Raw genomic sequence first — 18398 nt, forward strand, 5'->3', positions numbered from 1 at the left:
AGGTCAAGAGCGGTCAGGCTACTGTAAAGCCTTGGTAAAGAGGGAGGGGAGCAGTTATCAGTTTCAAGCTACAAGCTTCAAGAGGTACAGCTCATGTGCTCCATGCTCTTCTTGCAGCTTGCAGCTTGCAGCTTGCAGCTTGGTCGTCAGACCGCGTAGTAATAACCCCGGCTACGCAACGCCACTATTCGCGGACGGCCGTCAGGATGCGGGCCGATTTTCTTGCGCAGGTTACTCACGTGCATGTCCAGGCTACGGTCATAAAGGGTCAGTTTGCGCCCCAGCGCCAGTTGCGCCAGTTCCTGCTTGTCCAGTGGTTCACCCGGTTGGCGCAGCAAAGCTTCGAGCAAACGGCTTTCCGACATGGTCAGGACCAGTTCCTGATCGTTGATGATCGCCACGCCGCGCACCGGGCTGAAGCTCAGGTCGCCGAGTTCAAGCTGGGTCGACACGGCCGTCGGATGGCTGCGACGCAGCACGGCGCGCAGGCGAGCGGTCAGTTCGCGAGGGTCGCAGGGTTTGGCCAGGTAGTCATCGGCGCCCAGTTCCAGTCCCAGAATCCGGTCCAGCGGCTCACCACGGGCCGAGAGCATCAATACCGGCAGATCAGGGTGATCGTTGCGCAATTGCTTGAGTAATTCCAGGCCGCTGCCGTCCGGAAGCATGACGTCCAGAACCACCGCCGCTGGCGCGGATTCGGCGAGGGCGCGACGGGCACTTTGGCCGTCATGGCAGGCACGAACCAGAAAACCTTCCTGGCTCAACCAGCTACTCAGAAGCTCACACAGCTCCTGATCATCATCAATAAGTAACAGCTCGCTCATGTCTCACTCAATTTAGCCACTGTCGACGCTGCTTACGTCCACCGCGGGCAAAGATACCGCACAGGAGGGCTATCAGCGCAACACCCCCTCCGGTGACGAACCATTGTTGCTGTTCACTCAGGATACGTTGCGGTTCAGCCGATTGTGCTTCTTTGAGCTGCAACTTGAGCCTTTGGTTCTCTTGACGCAGACGAGTGAGCTGGGCGCTCTCGCGGGCGGCGTCGGCGTTCTGTACCTGTTTGAGAAGATCTTCGCGCTGGCGCTCACTTTCCTTGAGGCGCTGCTGGAGATCACTGATCTGAGCAGCAGTGGTCGGCAGCGGCAACGCATAGGAGTTACCTGAACCACTTGTTTCCTCGGCCTGGGCCGCCGTGGCACCCATTACCAATACAGCAATCAGCAGACATGCCCGCATCTGAACTCCTGTTTCCGCGTCCGTGTTTTCGACGACCGCATTTCTGGGCGGCAGTATTTTTATAGAACATTCAGCAGGTTGTCGGCAGGGCGTTGAGAATGATTAGCGTCAGAGGGGGAGAATCTGTAATCGCTGCCCTGGGCTGGCAGCGATTACGACACGATGCAGGCGGGAATGCTTAAGGCAGCACTTTCTTGAAAGGCTTCACGACGACATTGGCGTACACGCCAGCTATTACGAAAGGATCCGCCTCGGCCCAGCTTTTTGCCGCGCTCAGGGATTCGAACTCGGCAACGATCAGGCTACCGGAGAAGCCTGCTGCGCCAGGGTCGTTGCTGTCCACCGCCGGGTTGGGGCCTGCCAGAATCAGACGGCCTTCATCTTTGAGCGCATTGAGGCGATCCAGATGGGCAGGACGTACGCTCAGGCGTTTTTCCAGGGAGTTTTCGACGTCTGTGGCAATGATTGCGTAGAGCATGTCAGTCCTCGGTTTTTGTCGTTGGCGGCGGGGAAGCCGGGTCTTGCATGTGTTTGGCAAGGTACAGGCCCTGAGCGATCAGGAACACCAGGGTCATGCCCAGGCTGCCGAATACTTTGAAGTCCACCCAGAATTCCTGATAAGTGAACGCCACATAAAGGTTGGCCGCACCGCAGAACAGGAAGAAGATGATCCAGGCGATGTTCAGTCTGGTCCAGATTGGCTTCGGCAGACTCAGCGCGTGACCCATGATGCGCTGGATCAACGGGCGGTCGCCGATGAAGTGGCTACCGGCAAATGCCAGCGCGAACAGCCAGTTCACCACCGGGGCTTTCCATTTGAGAAAAGTCTCGCTGTGGAAGGCCAGGGTCAGGCTACCGAACACCAGACAGGCAACCAGTGTCAGCCACTGGCTTTTTTCCAGCTTGCCCTGTTTGAAAAACAGAATGCCGTAGACCACCACCGAACTGATGATCAACATGGCGGTCGCACTGAAAATACCGCCCAGCGTGTAAGTGTTGCCGAGGATTTCGACAGCACGAGGCTCTATTTTGTAGACGATGAAAAACAGCAGCAGCGGGATGAAGTCGATGAATTGTTTCACAATGGCAGCCAGAAGCAGGATGTGACGGCATAATAACAAACATCAATGACAGCGAAAGCGCTACCTATGAATGTTGACTTGCACTGCCACAGCACCGCCTCCGATGGCGCACTTGCGCCTACGGCTCTGGTTGCCCGTGCTTACGAGAATGGCGTGCGCGTCCTTTCCCTGACGGATCACGACACCCTCGAAGGCCTGGAAGAAGCCCGTACTGCGGCGCTTTCACTGGGTATGCAACTGGTAAACGGGGTTGAGCTTTCCTGCACCTGGGGCGGTGCGACCATCCATATTCTGGGCTACGGCTTTGCGATGGATGCACCGGCTCTGGTGGCGGCTATTGCTCGTTTGCATGACGGCCGCTGGTTGCGGGCCGAAGAAATCAGTCGCAAATTGGCGATCAAAGGTATGCCCGGGGCGCTGGAAGGTGCTCGGGCCATCCAGCAGGAGCTCGGCGACAGCGGCAATGCACCGGCTCGTCCGCACTTCGCGGACTTCATGGTGCGCGCCGGTTTCGTCAAGGACCGCGCCGAGGCTTTTCGTAAATGGCTGGGGGCGGGCAAACTGGGCGATGTGAAACAACATTGGCCTACGCTGGAAGAAACCGTCGGCACCTTGCGGGAATCCGGGGCCTGGGTCAGTCTTGCGCACCCCGTGCATTATGATTTCACCCGTAGTAAGCGTCGTAAGCTGGTCGCCGCGTTTATTGAAGCGGGCGGTCATGCGATTGAAGTAGTCAATGGCCTGCAACCTGCCGAACAGGTTGGAACCCTGGCCATTCTGGCGCGTGAATTTGGCCTGCTGGTGTCTGCCGGCAGTGACTTCCATGCTCCTGGTGGCTGGTCCGAGATAGGCACCTATCGTCCTGTGCCCGAAGACCTGCCGCCCCTTTGGTCCCGGTTCAAACATGATCAGTCTACTGCTGCCTTCTGAACAGGAAGATACCGTGAGTCAATTTTTCCAGGTCCACCCGGAGAACCCGCAAGCGCGCCTGATCAAACAGGCCGTGGAAATTATCAAAGCGGGCGGTTTGGTGATCTATCCCACTGATTCGTCATACGCATTGGGCTGCCAGCTCGGCGATAAAAGCGCCATCGAGCGCATTCGCCGTCTTCGGCAACTGGACGACAAGCACAACTTCACGTTGATGTGCTGTGATCTGTCCCAGCTGGGGCTGTTCGCGAAAGTCGATACCGGTGCCTTTCGGGCGCTCAAGGCCCATACGCCGGGCCCGTACACGTTCATCCTCAACGCCACCCGCGAAGTGCCGAGGCTGATTCTGCACCCGAAGCGCCGGACCATCGGCCTGCGGGTACCGAAGCACCCCATCGCTCAGGCGTTGCTGGAAGAGCTGGGCGAGCCGCTGATGAGTGTCAGCCTCATCCTGCCGGGGGAAAGCGTGCCGATGAGCGATCCCTATGAAATGCGCCAGACCCTTGAGCGTCAGGTCGATCTGATCATCGATGGCGGCATGGGCGGTATTTCTGCCTCGACAGTGATCAATCTGACCGGTGACGAGCCTGAAGTGGTCCGTGTCGGTTGCGGCGACCCTTCACCTTTCGGTGTCGAGGTTTAATGACCAGCGTAGAAGCCGTCGACAGTCAGGCCGACGCTCAGCAGGAACTGCCGTTCGCCATGGTCTACGGCCAGGCGGTCATGCAGATGCCGATGGATCTGTACATTCCGCCGGATGCGCTGGAAGTCTTTCTGGAGGCGTTCGAAGGGCCGCTGGACTTGCTGCTGTACCTGATCCGCAAGCAAAACATCGACATCCTTGATATCCCGGTGGCCGAAATCACCAAGCAGTACATGGGCTACGTCGAGCTGATGAAGACGGTGCGCCTGGAACTGGCTGCCGAATACCTGGTGATGGCCGCCATGCTGGCCGAGATCAAGTCGCGCATGCTGCTGCCGCGTTCTGCCGAGGCAGAGCAGGAGGAAGATGACCCGCGCGCCGAGCTGATCCGTCGTCTGCAGGAATACGAGCGTTTCAAGGTGGCCGCCGAAGGTATCGACCAGTTGAACCGTGTCGGTCGTGACGTCGTCGTGCCCAAACTTGATGCGCCTGAAGCGCGGGCCCGCAAGCTGTTGCCGGAAGTCAGCCTCGAAGAGTTATTGATGTCCATGGCGGAAGTGCTGCGCCGTGGCGACATGTTTGAAAGCCACCAGGTCAGCCGCGAAGCGCTTTCCACCCGTGAGCGCATGAGTGATGTGCTGGAACGACTCAAAGGTGGCGGCTTTGTGCCGTTTGCCGAGCTGTTTACTGCCGAAGAGGGGCGCCTGGGTGTCGTCGTGACTTTTATGGCCGTTCTGGAACTGGTCAAGGAGTCACTGGTGGAGTTGGTACAGAACGAACCGTTTGCAGTCATCCATGTGCGGGCGCGAGCCGAATAAGAGCTGATCAATGAATCTCAACGAACCCCGCGAGCTGGCTCCGCTGCTCGAAGCTTTTCTGTTGGCCTCGGGTAAGCCGCAATCGCTGGAGCGTCTCTACGAGTTGTTCGAAGAGGGCGAGCGCCCTGAGCCGCCGGTGTTCAAGAAAGCCCTGCACTTGCTGGGTAAATCCTGCGAGGGCAGGGCTTTCGAGCTCAAGGAAGTGGCCTCCGGTTATCGCCTGCAGATTCGCGAAAAGTTTTCCCCTTGGGTCGGTCGTCTCTGGGAAGAGCGTCCGCAGCGCTATTCCCGAGCCATGCTGGAAACCATGGCGTTGATTGCCTACCGTCAACCGATCACTCGGGGTGAAATCGAGGATGTGCGCGGCGTGGCAGTCAACAGCCATATTGTGAAGACCCTGCTGGAGCGCGAGTGGATCAGGGTGGTCGGTTATCGCGAAGTCCCGGGCAAGCCTGCGATGTTTGCCACCACCAAGGCGTTTCTTGATCACTTCAACCTGAAAAATCTCGACGACCTGCCGCCGCTGGCTGATCTGCGTGAGCTGGAGCCGGACCCGGTTCTGGATTTCGAAGACGCTCCGGTGCCTGCGCATCTGCAAGCTCTTGCGGACGCCAGCGCCGATCCTGACGCCGAGCCTGAGCCGCCGAGGGACGAAACCAGCTTCCGCAGCTTATTGGTCGAACTCGACTCGATGGAGCAGGGTCTGAAGATCGACTTTGATGATTTGCTGCCGGATGAGGCGGATAAAAAGCCAGAGGACGATACCGATCCCCTGTAGGAGCTGCCGAAGGCTGCGAAGCAGTGAGTCAGACAAACCGCTTTCGCAGCCTTCGGCAGCTCCTGCAGGTCAAACAGCGTTCATTCATGCAGGGCACGACTCATGAGCGACACCAAGAACCCCTGCATCAGCCTTTGTAAATTCGACGCCGATATCTGCATCGGCTGTGGCCGCAGCAAGAAAGAAATCAAGGCCTGGAAGAAGATGGACAAGGACGAGCGCCGTGACGTGCTGAAAGAAGCTGCCGTTCGCATGAAGGCTTTTAAAGGTGCCGGTCGGCGGAAAAAGAAGTAAGGCGCAAATTTTCGTCTAGCGTCTAATGCGCAAAGCGTTATGTGAGCGTATCATTCGCGACCTTTTGGCGATTCTGCCCGTGATGAGTTTAGCGCCAGAAGTTTTTCAGTATTACGCCTCGTGGCTATCCACAGCCCAGGCAACAGGTTGCGCCGGTCCTCGGCGTCCCCTGAATCGACACACCGGGAGGTGCCCAGATGAGTGAACAAGACAAGCAGGACAGCCAGGAAATCGGACCCGCAGGCGAAAAGCTGCAGAAGGTTCTGGCACGTATTGGCGTAGGCTCGCGTCGCGACGTTGAAGCCTGGATCAGCCAGGGCCGTATCAAGGTCAATGGCAAGGACGCGACCCTCGGTCAACGCGTCGATCTGCACGATGCGATTACCGTTGACGGCCGCGTCATCAAACGCGAAGAGGCCGCCGAAACGGTGCGCCGCGTCATCATGTACAACAAACCGGACGGTGAAATCTGTACCCGTGACGACCCTGAAGGTCGCCCGACGGTGTTCGATCGCCTGCCGCGTCCAAAAGAAGGCCGCTGGGTCAACATCGGTCGTCTGGACATCAACACCACCGGTCTGCTGATGTTCACCACCGATGGTGAACTGGCCAACCGCCTGATGCACCCGTCCTTCGAAATGGACCGTGAATACGCTGTGCGTGTACGTGGCGAAGTGGACGATGACATGATCGCGCGGCTCAAGGCTGGCGTTGTTCTTGAAGACGGTCCGGCTCGTTTCACCGACATCCAGCAAGCGCCGGGCGGTGAAGGCTTCAACCACTGGTATCACTGCGTGGTGATGGAAGGCCGTAACCGTGAAGTACGTCGTCTCTGGGAATCCCAGGGCCTGGTGGTCAGCCGTCTGAAGCGTGTGCGCTACGGACCTGTGTTCCTCAATTCCGACCTGCCGATGGGTCGCTGGCGCGAAATGAGTCAGTACGAGGTGGACATCCTCAGCGCTGAAGTGGGCCTCACGCCCGTGGCTCAGCCGCAGATGAACGCCAAGACCAAGGACAAGATGGAGCGCTTGCAGCGTCAGTCGTCTCGTCCGTTGGGCAAAGGCGAGCGCGTGCGCACCCTGCGTCCGGCCAAGGACGGTGCTCCGACTGGCGAGCGTGCTCCACGTCAGCCGCAAGTGACCGGCAGTGACCGTGATCGCGCCCAGCGTCCAGCCGCACCGCGTACGGATTCCGGCCGTGGTCAGCGCAACGACCCTAACAAGTCGGCGCCACGCACGCCACGTCCAGCCAATGGTCGCAGTGATACTCGCAACGACAATAGCCGTGGCACGCCAGTGGCTGAGCGTCCAAGTGACATGAACAAGCGTCCGGCCAAGCCGTCGCCGAAACGCCCGGGCATCACCCTGGTCGATGACGCGCCGTCCGGCAAGCGCCGTGGCCCGGCATCGGGTTCGGGTCAGCGCCCGGGTTTCGGTCGTCGCAAGCCGCAGTAAACCTCAGCAGTCAGAAGAAACGCCCCTCGCAAGACGGGCGTTTTTTTTCGCCCCCGACATATGCCGCCTAAGACCTTGTGACACTTGATCCCGACGTATTCACCTGGCTGAGCTAAGCCGTAAAGGGACCTTCGACGTTATCGGGATGAGCTTCTTATGCGCACAGGGATGTTCGCGCTGGCCTTGGGTTTGTTGGCTTTACGCTTCTTGCCGGCATTGCCCCCGGTCTGGGTGTTGCTGTGCATGCCAGTGCTGGCCTTGATGCTGTTGCCCTTTCGCACGTACCCGGTGGCTTTCTTTTTATTCGGATTCACCTGGGCATGCGTTTCGGCTCAATGGGCACTGGATGATCGTCTTTCACCACGGCTGGACGGCCAGACCGTGTGGTTACAAGGCAAGGTCGTCGGTTTACCTGCCGTTGCCGAAGGCGTAGTGCGCTTTGAGCTGGAAGACCTGCAATCTCGACGCTTTAAATTGCCGGAGCGCGTGCGTGTGGCCTGGTATGTCGGCCCGGAAATTCGCAGTGGCGAGCGCTGGCGTCTGGCGGTCAAGCTCAAGCGCCCCGGAGGATTGGCCAATCCACATGCTTTTGATTACGAGGCCTGGCTGCTGGCCCAGCGTATCGGCGCTACAGGCACAGTCGCCGATGGGCAGCAGCTGGCATCTGCCCGTTCAGGCTGGCGGGATGTGATACGCCAGCGTTTGCTGGCGGTTGATGCGCAGGGTCGTGAAGGCGGTCTGGCCGCGCTGGTTCTGGGTGATGGCTCGGGACTCAGCGCGGTCGACTGGCAGATCCTGCAAGACACCGGCACCGTGCATCTTCTGGTCATATCCGGGCAGCACGTGGGCTTGCTGGCAGGTGTGATGTACGCGCTGATCGCAGGCCTGGCACGTTGGGGATTATGGCCGCGCGCGCTGCCTTGGTTGCCATGGGCGTGCGGACTGGCGTTCATTGCCGCGCTGGGGTACGGCTTGCTCGCGGGCTTTGAAGTGCCGGTACGCCGGGCGTGCGTGATGGTCGGCATGGTCTTGCTTTGGCGGTTGCGTTTTCGGCATCTCGGGGCTGTCTTGCCGCTGCTGCTGTCGCTGAATGCCGTGCTGGTGTTCGAGCCGTTGGCCAGTTTGCAGCCGGGTTTCTGGCTGTCCTTTATCGCTGTCGCAATCCTGATTCTGATATTTGGCGGGCGGCTGGGTGCCTGGAGTTGGCTGCAAAGCTGGACCCGCGCCCAGTGGTTGATCGCCATTGGTTTGTTGCCGGTGTTGCTGGCGCTGAATCTGCCCATCAGTTTGAGTGGTCCGTTTGCCAATCTTGTCGCGGTGCCTTGGGTGAGTTTTCTGATCCTCCCGCCTGCGCTGCTCGGGACCTTGCTGCTGCCGGTTCCTTATCTGGGTGAAGGGCTGTTGTGGCTGGCGGGTGGTGCGCTGGAATGGTTGTTCAGATTTCTCGGGTGGGTCGCCGAGTGGTTGCCCGCCTGGGTGCCGACTGCCATGCCGCTATGGGCCTGGGTATTGAGTCTGCTGGGCGGTGTGTTGTTGCTGTTGCCCAGCGGCGTGCCGTTACGAGGGCTTGGTTGGCCGATGTTGCTGCTTTGCGTGTCCCCGCCCTTGAAAAACGTGCCTCATGGTCAAGTCGACGTCCTGCATCTAGACGTGGGGCAGGGATTGGCGATTCTCTTGCGCACCCGACATCACGCGCTCCTGTACGACGCCGGGCCGCGCTTTGGTGAGTTTGATATAGGTCAACGGGTGGTGTTGCCCGCCATCCGCAAGAGCGGCGTGCGCCAGCTTGATGTGATGCTGATCAGCCATGCCGACGCCGACCATGCCGGTGGTGCGCAGGCGGTTCATCAAGGCTTGCCGGTCAAGCGGGTGCTGGGGGGCGAGCTGGAAAGACTGCCGCCGTCGCTGAAAGCGCAACTCTGCGTCAATGACGAACGCTGGGAGTGGGACGGTGTGGTGTTTTCAACCTGGCGCTGGAGTGATGCCCGAGAGGGGAATCAGGCTTCGTGTGTGTTAATGGTCGATGCCCGGGGCGAACGTTTGTTGCTGACAGGGGATATTGATGCCGAAGCCGAACAGGCCCTGATCGACACTGGTCTTGATGTACGTGCCAACTGGTTGCAAGCGCCGCACCACGGCAGCCGAACCTCCTCCTCGAAAAGCTTTCTGCGTGCGGTCGCTCCTGATGGTGTGTTGATCTCCCGAGGGCGCAATAATGCCTTCGGGCACCCGCATCCGCTGGTCATGGCGCGCTATCAATGGTTCGGTATTCCCACCTGGGACAGCGCCGACCTGGGTGCCATCAGCCTGCAACTCGGTACGTTCGACAAACCCCGTTCACAGCGGGCCGAGAGGCGATTCTGGCGTGACTGACGCAAGGATATCGATCGCAGGCTTCGGTGAGTCGCCGACCCTATGTTAGAGTGGCGCCAATTTTTCGAGGGAGTCGTCACTGTGTGGGAACTGGTCAAATCTGGCGGCTGGATGATGCTGCCGATCATTCTGAGTTCCATTGCTGCGGTCGGCATTATCATCGAGCGCCTCTGGACCCTTCGTGCTAGCCGCATTACCCCGCCGCATCTGGTAGGGCAAGTCTGGCAATGGATTCAGGACAAGAAACTCGACAAGGAAAAACTCAAGCAACTGCGTGCAGATTCCCCTCTGGGTGAAATCCTTGCTGCAGGCCTGGCCAATTCACGGCATGGCCGCGAAATCATGAAAGAGTGCATTGAAGAGGCCGCCGCACGGGTCATTCATGATCTGGAGCGCTACCTCAGTGCGCTTGGCTCCATCGCTGCCATGGCCCCTTTGCTGGGCCTGCTGGGTACGGTGTTGGGCATGATCGACATCTTTGGTTCGTTCAACGCCACCGGCAATACAGCCAATGCCTCGGTACTGGCTGGCGGTATTTCCAAAGCGCTGATCTGTACGGCGTCGGGCCTGATCGTCGCGATACCTGCGATCTTCTTCCACCGTTACCTGCAAAGCCGGGTCGACGAGCTGGTGGTCGGCATGGAACAGGAAGCTATCAAGCTGGTGGAAGTGGTGCAGGGCGATCGCGAAGTCGACCTGAACGATCCGAAAATTGACCTCAAGTCGCAGGCCCGGGGCGAGGGTCGTAAAAAGTGAAGTTTCGTCGTCGCAAGGCCAGAGAGAACATCGACATCAACCTCGTATCGTTGATCGATGTGGTGTTCATTCTGCTGCTGTTCTTCATCGTGACCACTACCTTCACTCGCGAAACCCAGTTGCGCGTCGACCTGCCGCAAGCGGTGACCGGCGCTCCGGAAACCGATGCCGATCTCAAGCATCTGGACATCACCATCAACGCTGACGGCGTCTTTTCGGTGAACAACCAGTTGCTACCAAAAAACGACCTGCAGACCCTGATCGATGCGCTTCAGCGTGAATCTGCCGGTGATACCAGTCTGCCGCTGTCGATCAGTGCCGATGGTAAAACCCCGCATCAGTCGGTGATCACCGCCATGGACGCTGCAGGCAAGCTGGGTTTCAGCCACCTGCGCATGACCACGGTCGAAGCTGCACCCGCTAACTGATGGCCTTTTCTGATCGTTTGCTCGACGCCTGGTACAAAGGCCATCCGGCGCTGACGCTGTTGCGTCCGCTGGAGAGCCTTTATCGGCGAGTCGTGCAGGGCAAGCGTGAGCGTTTTCTGGCGGGGCAGGGTGAGGTATACAAGGCCCCTGTGCCTGTCGTGGTCGTCGGTAATATCACTATTGGCGGCACCGGCAAGACCCCGTTGATCCTGTGGATGATCGAGCATTGTCACCGCCGCGGCTTGCGGGTCGGCGTGGTCAGCCGTGGCTATGGTGCCAAACCGCCGAGCCTGCCGTGGCGCGTGACCGCAGAGCAAAGCGCTGCAGAGGCGGGGGATGAGCCCCTGCTGATCGTGCAGCGCAGCGGCGTACCGTTGATGATTGATCCGGATCGCAGTCGTGCGGTGCAAGCACTGCTCGACAGTGAGCCGCTGGACCTGATTCTTTCCGATGACGGCTTGCAGCATTATCGGCTGGCGCGGGATCTTGAGCTGGTGCTGATCGATGCTGCCCGTGGGCTGGGTAACCGACGATGTCTGCCCGCTGGTCCGCTGCGCGAACCTGTGGAACGTCTCCAGAGCGTCGATGCCTTGCTCTACAACGGAGCCAGTGCTGATCGTGACGACGGCTATGCCTTTCAGCTGCAACCGTCGGCGCTGGTCAATCTGCGCAGCGGCGAGCGCCAAGAGCTGGATTTCTTCCCGGCCGGGCAGGCGATTCACGCCGTGGCCGGTATCGGTAATCCCCAGCGTTTCTTCAATACCCTTGAAGGGCTACACTGGCGACCGGTCACCCACGCGTTTGCCGACCATGCTGTTTTCAGTGCTCAGGCGCTGACCTTTTCCCCGGCGCTGCCTGTTGTCATGACCGAGAAGGATGCCGTGAAATGCCGGTCCTTCGCGGCGGACGACTGGTGGTACCTGGCTGTGGATGCCGTGCCATCGGATGCTTTTGTCAGCTGGTTCGATTCGCAGTTGTTACGTCTTTTGCCATGATTCGCTCAGGATTTCTTATGGACACCAAATTACTCGACATCCTCGCTTGCCCTGTCTGCAAGGGGCCGCTGAAACTCAGTGCCGATAAAACCGAGCTGATCAGCAAAGGCGCAGGCCTGGCTTTTCCGATTCGCGACGGCATTCCGGTGATGCTGGAAAGTGAAGCGCGCACGCTGTCCACCGACGAGCGTCTGGACAAATGACCGCAGTGTTCACCGTTGTCATCCCGGCGCGTTTCGGGTCCAGCCGTTTTCCTGGCAAACCGCTCAAAGAGATTGCTGGCAAGCCGATGATCCAGCATGTCTGGGAACAGGCACGTAAAAGCAGCGCGGCGCGGGTTGTGGTCGCCACTGACGATGCGCGTATCGTTGAGGCCTGCAAGGCTTTTGGTGCGGAAGTACTGTTGACCCGTGAGGATCACAACTCCGGCACTGACCGCCTGGCGGAAGTCGCCACGCAATTGGGCCTGGAAGCGGACGCCATCGTGGTCAACGTCCAGGGTGATGAACCGATGATCCCGCCTGCGGTGATTGATCAGGTCGCTGCCAATCTTGCGGCTCACCCTGAAGCGCGCATGTCCACCCTGGCAGAGCCTATTGATGACGTGGCGGCGCTGTTCAACCCGAACGTCGTAAAAGTGGTGTCCGATATCAATGGTCTGGCGCTGACCTTCAGTCGCGCGCCGTTGCCTTGGGCGCGGGATGCCTTGGCCAGAGATCGAGAGCAATTGCCTGCGGGCGTACCGTATCGTCGGCATATCGGTATCTACGCTTATCGTGCAGGTTTCCTGCATGATTTCGTCAGTTGGGGCCCTTGCTGGCTCGAAGACACGGAAAATCTCGAGCAGCTGCGTGCGCTTTGGCACGGCATACGAATTCACGTTGCCGACGCCCTGGAAGCCCCGCCAGCCGGTGTTGATACCCCTGAAGACCTTGAGCGCGTGCGCCGCCTGCTGGAGGTTTGACGTTGCAATTGCAGTCCGCTGTTTCACTCAAGCCGTTCAACACCTTTGGCGTTGATGTCACGGCGCAGCTGTTTGCCGAAGCCCATAACGACGACGATGTGCGCCAGGCTCTGGCCTACAGCGTGGAGCATGACCTGCCATTGATGGTCATCGGCGGTGGCAGCAACTTGCTGCTGACCGGTGACGTTCAGGCACTGGTACTGCGCATGGCCAGCCGTGGAATCCGGATCGTCCGGGAAGATTGCAAGCACGCGGTCATTGAGGCCGAAGCAGGCGAACCTTGGCATCCGTTCGTGCAGTCGTGCCTGGATTTGGGGCTCGCGGGGCTGGAAAATCTCAGTCTCATTCCCGGTACGGTCGGTGCTGCGCCCATGCAGAACATCGGTGCTTATGGGGTCGAGATCAAGGACGTGTTTCACAGCCTGACTGCGCTTGACCGACAGACTGGCGAGCTGCGCGAATTCTCTCTTGAGGAATGTGCGTTCGGTTATCGCGACAGCCTGTTCAAGCATGAAACCGGCCGCTGGCTGATTCTGCGTGTTCGCTTCACTCTAAATCTCAGTGCGGAGTTGCATCTAGGCTACGGTCCTGTGCGCCAACGCCTGGAAGAGCAGGGCATTCAGCAACCGACGCCTCGCGACGTTAGCAACGCTATTTGTGCCATTCGCAGTGAAAAGCTGCCGGATCCAGCGGTACTGGGTAACGCGGGCAGTTTCTTCAAGAATCCGCTGGTGCCTGCCGCATTGGCTGAACAGATCCGCATCAAGCACCCCGCGCTGGTGGGTTATCCACAACCTGACGGTCAGGTGAAGCTCGCAGCAGGCTGGCTTATAGAGCAGGCTGGCTGGAAGGGCTACCGCGAAGGCGATGCTGGCGTGCATCGTTTGCAATCGCTGGTGCTGGTCAATTACGGTCAGGCCACGGGCTTGCAGTTGCATGCTTTGGCCGAGCGTATTCAGGCGGACATTGCCAAGCGCTTCGGTGTGGAGCTTGAAATGGAACCTAATCTTTATTGAGCTGAATTAAAAAAGATGGTTGTAGGAGCGCACGAGCAACGCGAGGCCGCGATGGCGGTGTGTCAGACAGGACGCCATCGCGGCCTCGCGTTGCTCGTGCGCTCCTACAGAATCTAGGTCTGCGCACGCAAAAACTACTGTAAGTGTTGTGTAGTCATCACCTATACCCTGGAAGGGAGTAACCATGACCAACACTGTGTGCGCCATCGTGCTCGCTGCCGGAGAGGGTCGTCGGTTTCAAGCCATTGCCGGAAAAGGTCAGAGCAAGCTGCTGGCTCGCTGCATTGGTCGTGACGGAGTCGTGCGTCCGGTGCTGGAACAGACCCTCGTCAACCTGCAAGGGGTTGTCGACAAGACCCTGGTGATTACCCGACCTGATTGCCTAAAGGTCATCGCACTTGCCCATCAATACAACTGCGAGCTGTCCATGCTGGCTTCAGCGGGTATGGGCGACAGCATCGCTGCAGCGGTGGCTGCGCAGCCTGATCATCGTGCCTGGTTGATCGTTCTGGGTGACATGCCGTTCATCCTGCCTCAGACCCTGCATAGCATCGTTGTCTCAATGGAGGACGGTCAGATTTCTGTGCCTGTGGTAAACGGCGAGCGGGGTCATCCGGTGGGTTTTGGTCGTCGATATGGTCCGGCGCTGATGGAGTTGAGTGGCGATCAGGGCGCACGACGGCTGTTCAAGGATGGCTGCGTTCAGCAGGTAGAGGTCGATGATCCGGGTGTGCTCTGGGATGTAGATGTGCCGGAGCGGTTGGTGTTTGTTCGTTGATGGATCATCTACAGGTTGATCTCAACCCTGTAGGAGCGCGCTTGCCCGCGATGCGGTGTCTCAGCGAAAAATGTTACCTGACCTGACGCCATCGCAGCCTTCGGCAGCTCCTACTCCTACAGATCACGCTTCCACAAAAAAGCCCCACCTGCTTTCACAGGTGGGGCTTTTTACTCAGTCAAGGATCAAACGAGAGGTTTAGGCTCGTTGCTTTCTTCCTTGGCTTCGTGGTGCTGCGTGAATGTCTGATCCGCCGAGTGCGAGTTCTCGTCAGCGACTGGAGCAGGCTCTACTGCTTCAGTTGCGGGTTGAACTGCTTCGACTTCGTCAGCTACAGGAGCTGCAGCGGTGTTGGCTGCGGCTTCTTCAGCTTCCTTCTTCAGGCGCTCTTCTTCACGCTTGCGACGACGCACCTCACGTGGGTCGTTTGGCGCACGGCCGTTGCTGCTCACCGGCAGTGCAGGGGCCTCTGGGGCAACAGCCACAGCGGCTTCTGCGGTAGGTGCAGTTGCGACGACTTCCGGAGCAGCGTAAGCCGCAGGCTCTTCAGCCACGACTGGCGCAGGAGTTGGCAGCTCAGCCGATTCAGTGGCCGGAGCCTCTTCACGGGCTGGCGCGAGCTCTTCAACCTGCGGTGCAGGTGTGGTCGGCTCTGGCGTTGGTGTGAACGGTACAACACGTTCAGCGTGTGGCGCTTCGAACATTTCTGTCTGTGCTGCCAGGGCTGGTGCTTCTGCGATCACTTGCGGAGCTGCTTCAACGACCTGCTGCACTTCTACGTCCGGAGCGGTTTCAGCTTTCGGCGCATTGTCAGCCACCGGTGCTTCTACAGCAGGCGTTTCAACGGCCGGCGCTTCGAACGCTGGAGTCTGGATCGAAGGGGTTTCGATCACAGCTTCCGGTACGAACGAGGAGTCAGCTGAGTCAACGGTCGCAGTCGCGCGCTCGGCCTGACGGTTAGCTTCGGCTTCGGCGGGGGCGCTGATGACGCTGCTGCCAACGGCTGCGGTCGCTGCGGTGATAGCCAGACCTGCTGCCACTTCAGTGTTGCCCGATTCGCTGCCTTCTTCCTCAGAGCCTTCCGAACCTTCGATCACATTGCCGTTTGCATCACGCTGACGCTCACGACGGTTGCTGCGACGACGCTGACCACGGGAGCGGCGGCGAGGGCGATCGCCTTCTGCACCGTCCTGATGATCTTCGGTTGCCAATTCTTCGTTGGTCAGCACTTCGTCTTCGCTGACCTCGGTAACGGCCTGCTCGGCACGAGGCTGGCGTTCTTCACGAGGAGCGCGTGGTTGACGCTCTTCACGTGGAGCGCGCTCAGGACGCTCTTCGCGAGGCGCTGCATCGGCTGCCGGAGCGGCATCCAGCGGCTCGCGCAGTTCACGAACACGCTCTTCACGAGGCTTGCGGTCTTCACGAGGTGTACGTGCTGCACGAGGCGCACGCTCTTCACGTGGGGCACGGGCCGGACGCTCTTCGCGTGGTGCTGCGCTGGTTTCTTCAACAACGGCTTCGCGTGGAGCGCGCGGTGCGCGTTCTTCACGAGGCGCGCGTTCCTCACGCGGTGCACGCTCTTCGCGTGGAGCGCGTTCGGCACGTTCTTCACGTGGCTTGCGTTCTTCATCGCGACGGTTGTTGCGGCCACGGCTCTGTTGACGACCGTTGCGGCGCTCTTCGTTGCGGGCAGGGCGCTCGGCAGCCGGTTTTTCAACCACAATCGGGGCAACTGGCTCTTCCTTGGTGGCGAACAGGCTCACCAGGGATTTGACCAGGCCTTTGAACAGGCTTGGCTCGTGAGCGACCGGAGCCGGTGCGGCGGGAACGGCTTCAACCGGAACCGGAGCGTTGGCACGCGGCGGAGCGGTTTTAACGGCGGCTTCCTGGCGAACCAGAGTGCGTGTTGCAGCAGCTGGCTGAACTTCTTCAACTTCAGCAGCAGCGGCAGCGATTTCGTAGCTGGACTGCAGGGTGTGAGCTTCCGGGCTGTCATCACGCAGGCGCTGAACTTCGAAGTGCGGCGTTTCGAGGTGATCGTTCGGCAGGATGATGATGCGGGCACGGGTGCGCAGTTCGATCTTGGTGATCGAGTTGCGTTTTTCGTTGAGCAGGAAAGCCGCAACCGGAATCGGCACTTGAGCGCGGACTTCGGCAGTGCGGTCTTTCAGGGCTTCTTCTTCGATCAGACGCAGGATGGCCAGCGACAGCGATTCAACGTCACGGATGATGCCGGTGCCGTTGCAGCGCGGGCAGACGATACCGCTGCTTTCGCCCAGAGACGGACGCAGGCGCTGACGAGACATTTCCAGCAGGCCGAAGCGCGAGATACGACCGACCTGAACGCGGGCTCGGTCGGCTTCCAGGCTTTCGCGGACTTTTTCTTCCACTGCGCGCTGGTTCTTTGCCGGTGTCATGTCGATGAAGTCGATGACGATCAGGCCGCCGATGTCACGCAGACGCAATTGACGGGCGATTTCTTCAGCCGCTTCAAGGTTGGTCTGCAGGGCGGTTTCTTCGATGTCGCTGCCTTTGGTGGCGCGCGCCGAGTTGATGTCGATGGACACCAGGGCTTCGGTCGGATCGATAACGATGGAGCCGCCGGAAGGCAATTCAACGACGCGCTGGAAGGCGGTCTCGATCTGGCTTTCGATCTGGAAACGGTTGAACAGCGGAACGCTGTCTTCGTACAACTTGATCTTGCTGGCGTACTGCGGCATCACCTGACGGATAAAGGTCAGTGCTTCTTCCTGGGCTTCGATGCTGTCGATCAGCACTTCGCCGATGTCCTGGCGCAGGTAGTCGCGGATGGCGCGGATGATGACGTTGCTTTCCTGGTAGATCAGGAATGGAGCAGCGCGATCCAGCGAAGCCTCTTTGATAGCGGTCCAGAGTTGCAGCAGGTAGTCGAGGTCCCACTGCATTTCTTCGCTGCTGCGGCCCAGGCCGGCAGTGCGAACGATCAGACCCATGTCGGCTGGAGCGATAAGGCCGTTCAGCGCTTCGCGCAGTTCGTTGCGCTCTTCGCCTTCGATGCGACGGGAAATACCGCCTGCACGCGGGTTGTTCGGCATCAGGACCAGATAACGACCGGCCAGGCTGATGAAGGTGGTCAGGGCTGCGCCTTTGTTGCCGCGCTCTTCCTTCTCGACCTGAACGATGACTTCCTGGCCTTCGCTCAGGACGTCCTTGATGTTGACGCGGCCTTCAGGGGCTTTCTTGAAGTACTCGCGGGAGATTTCTTTCAGAGGCAGGAAGCCGTGGCGCTCAGAGCCGAAATCGACAAAGGCAGCCTCAAGGCTGGGTTCGATGCGAGTGATCCGGCCTTTATAGATATTGGCCTTTTTCTGCTCGCGGGCACCGGACTCGATGTCCAGGTCATATAAGCGCTGGCCGTCTACCAGTGCAACGCGCAACTCTTCGGGTTGAGTTGCGTTAATCAGCATTCTTTTCATGTAGTACCGTCGGTTTCCGGGCTGCCGGAAACGGCGTTCGGCACACACGACTTCTCACGGTCGGTGTCAGGGCACGTCAGGAGTGGTTGGACACTCCAGTGTCTAGCGAGATTACCGGCCAACGGGGCCGGAGTCGCGACGACGTTTCCTGCTTGCTGTGGTGACAAAAGACACCCTTTCAGCAAAAGCTTTGTCAGGAGGAGGAATCGACCATCGGTAGCGGACGAGATGAAGCGTCTAAAACAAGCCTTGTGCTACACAGTCCGATGGTTGTGCGTCTCCACCCTACACGTATCCCTGATAATTCGGGTGCTGCCGCGCGCAGAATCCGCAACGGGTTGGCATTTACCGCAGCCTTCCAGAGGGAAGGTTGCGCATCATGGCTTAAGGCGTTT

Annotated in this window: 19 protein-coding genes; 14 read left to right on the forward strand and 5 right to left on the reverse strand. The window is 59.3% G+C overall.

Going from position 1 to position 18398, the window contains the following annotated elements; genetic code table 11:
- Positions 1-146: 146 nt before the first annotated feature.
- From KDX30_RS10710 to KDX30_RS10725, 4 genes are all read right to left on the reverse strand, one after another.
- Positions 147-824: a response regulator transcription factor gene (locus KDX30_RS10710; protein WP_099269602.1), complete on the reverse strand. Its 678-nt coding sequence runs from the start codon at positions 822-824 to the stop codon at positions 147-149.
- Between the two features lie 7 nt (positions 825-831).
- Positions 832-1239, reverse strand: a complete 408-nt coding sequence (locus KDX30_RS10715) for a translation initiation factor 2 (protein ID WP_027898171.1) — start codon at positions 1237-1239, stop codon at positions 832-834.
- Positions 1240-1417: 178 nt separating this feature from the next.
- A complete protein-coding gene (locus KDX30_RS10720; protein ID WP_099269603.1) occupies positions 1418-1717 on the reverse strand; it encodes a YciI family protein in 300 nt (99 codons plus the stop codon).
- A gap of 1 nt (position 1718) precedes the next feature.
- A complete protein-coding gene (locus tag KDX30_RS10725) occupies positions 1719-2321 on the reverse strand; it encodes a septation protein A (protein ID WP_027898169.1) in 603 nt (200 codons plus the stop codon).
- 66 nt (positions 2322-2387) lie between these two features.
- Here KDX30_RS10725 and KDX30_RS10730 point away from each other — a divergent pair, with 66 nt between their 5' ends.
- The 14 genes from KDX30_RS10730 (at position 2388) to KDX30_RS10795 (ending at position 14548) form a co-directional block, all read left to right on the forward strand.
- Positions 2388-3251, forward strand: a complete 864-nt coding sequence (locus tag KDX30_RS10730; protein ID WP_027898168.1) for a PHP domain-containing protein — start codon at positions 2388-2390, stop codon at positions 3249-3251.
- 13 nt (positions 3252-3264) lie between these two features.
- A complete protein-coding gene (locus KDX30_RS10735; RefSeq protein WP_027898167.1) occupies positions 3265-3894 on the forward strand; it encodes an L-threonylcarbamoyladenylate synthase in 630 nt (209 codons plus the stop codon).
- Positions 3895-4013: 119 nt separating this feature from the next.
- Positions 4014-4712, forward strand: a complete 699-nt coding sequence (locus KDX30_RS10740) for a segregation and condensation protein A (protein WP_176560658.1) — start codon at positions 4014-4016, stop codon at positions 4710-4712.
- Between the two features lie 10 nt (positions 4713-4722).
- Positions 4723-5490, forward strand: a complete 768-nt coding sequence (gene scpB / locus KDX30_RS10745; RefSeq protein ID WP_231675718.1) for an SMC-Scp complex subunit ScpB — start codon at positions 4723-4725, stop codon at positions 5488-5490.
- A gap of 102 nt (positions 5491-5592) precedes the next feature.
- Entirely contained in the window at positions 5593-5784 is a 192-nt protein-coding gene (locus KDX30_RS10750) for a DUF1289 domain-containing protein (RefSeq protein WP_027898767.1), read from the forward strand.
- A gap of 197 nt (positions 5785-5981) precedes the next feature.
- Positions 5982-7238: a 23S rRNA pseudouridine(2605) synthase RluB gene (rluB, locus tag KDX30_RS10755; RefSeq protein WP_099269606.1), complete on the forward strand. Its 1257-nt coding sequence runs from the start codon at positions 5982-5984 to the stop codon at positions 7236-7238.
- A gap of 156 nt (positions 7239-7394) precedes the next feature.
- The gene (locus KDX30_RS10760; protein WP_231675719.1) at positions 7395-9611 is read left to right on the forward strand and encodes a DNA internalization-related competence protein ComEC/Rec2; all 2217 of its coding nucleotides are present in this window, start codon (positions 7395-7397) and stop codon (positions 9609-9611) included.
- Between the two features lie 81 nt (positions 9612-9692).
- Complete coding sequence (locus KDX30_RS10765) at positions 9693-10367, forward strand: MotA/TolQ/ExbB proton channel family protein (protein ID WP_027898764.1); 675 nt, start codon at positions 9693-9695, stop codon at positions 10365-10367.
- Positions 10364-10795: an ExbD/TolR family protein gene (locus KDX30_RS10770; RefSeq protein WP_027898763.1), complete on the forward strand. Its 432-nt coding sequence runs from the start codon at positions 10364-10366 to the stop codon at positions 10793-10795. The genes KDX30_RS10765 and KDX30_RS10770 overlap by 4 nt, the downstream gene beginning before the upstream one ends.
- Complete coding sequence (lpxK, locus tag KDX30_RS10775) at positions 10795-11790, forward strand: tetraacyldisaccharide 4'-kinase (RefSeq protein WP_231665717.1); 996 nt, start codon at positions 10795-10797, stop codon at positions 11788-11790. The genes KDX30_RS10770 and lpxK overlap by 1 nt, the downstream gene beginning before the upstream one ends.
- A gap of 17 nt (positions 11791-11807) precedes the next feature.
- Positions 11808-11993, forward strand: coding sequence for a Trm112 family protein (locus KDX30_RS10780; protein ID WP_027898761.1), 186 nt, complete (start codon positions 11808-11810; stop codon positions 11991-11993).
- Positions 11990-12754 carry a 3-deoxy-manno-octulosonate cytidylyltransferase gene (gene kdsB / locus KDX30_RS10785; protein WP_099269609.1) on the forward strand — a complete coding sequence of 255 codons (765 nt, stop codon included), beginning with the start codon at positions 11990-11992 and terminating at the stop codon, positions 12752-12754. The genes KDX30_RS10780 and kdsB overlap by 4 nt, the downstream gene beginning before the upstream one ends.
- The gene (gene murB, locus KDX30_RS10790; protein ID WP_231675720.1) at positions 12751-13770 is read left to right on the forward strand and encodes a UDP-N-acetylmuramate dehydrogenase; all 1020 of its coding nucleotides are present in this window, start codon (positions 12751-12753) and stop codon (positions 13768-13770) included. Before kdsB ends, murB begins: the two co-directional genes overlap by 4 nt.
- Positions 13771-13954: 184 nt before the next feature.
- The gene (locus KDX30_RS10795) at positions 13955-14548 is read left to right on the forward strand and encodes a nucleotidyltransferase family protein (protein ID WP_231675721.1); all 594 of its coding nucleotides are present in this window, start codon (positions 13955-13957) and stop codon (positions 14546-14548) included.
- 185 nt (positions 14549-14733) lie between these two features.
- Here KDX30_RS10795 and rne read toward each other — a convergent pair whose 3' ends face one another.
- The gene (gene rne, locus KDX30_RS10800) at positions 14734-18003 is read right to left on the reverse strand and encodes a ribonuclease E (RefSeq protein WP_406643822.1); all 3270 of its coding nucleotides are present in this window, start codon (positions 18001-18003) and stop codon (positions 14734-14736) included.
- Between the last annotated feature and the right edge of the window lie 395 nt (positions 18004-18398).

This window comes from Pseudomonas quasicaspiana (genome assembly GCF_021147825.1).
In the GTDB taxonomy this organism is placed as follows: Bacteria; Pseudomonadota; Gammaproteobacteria; order Pseudomonadales; family Pseudomonadaceae; genus Aquipseudomonas; species Aquipseudomonas quasicaspiana.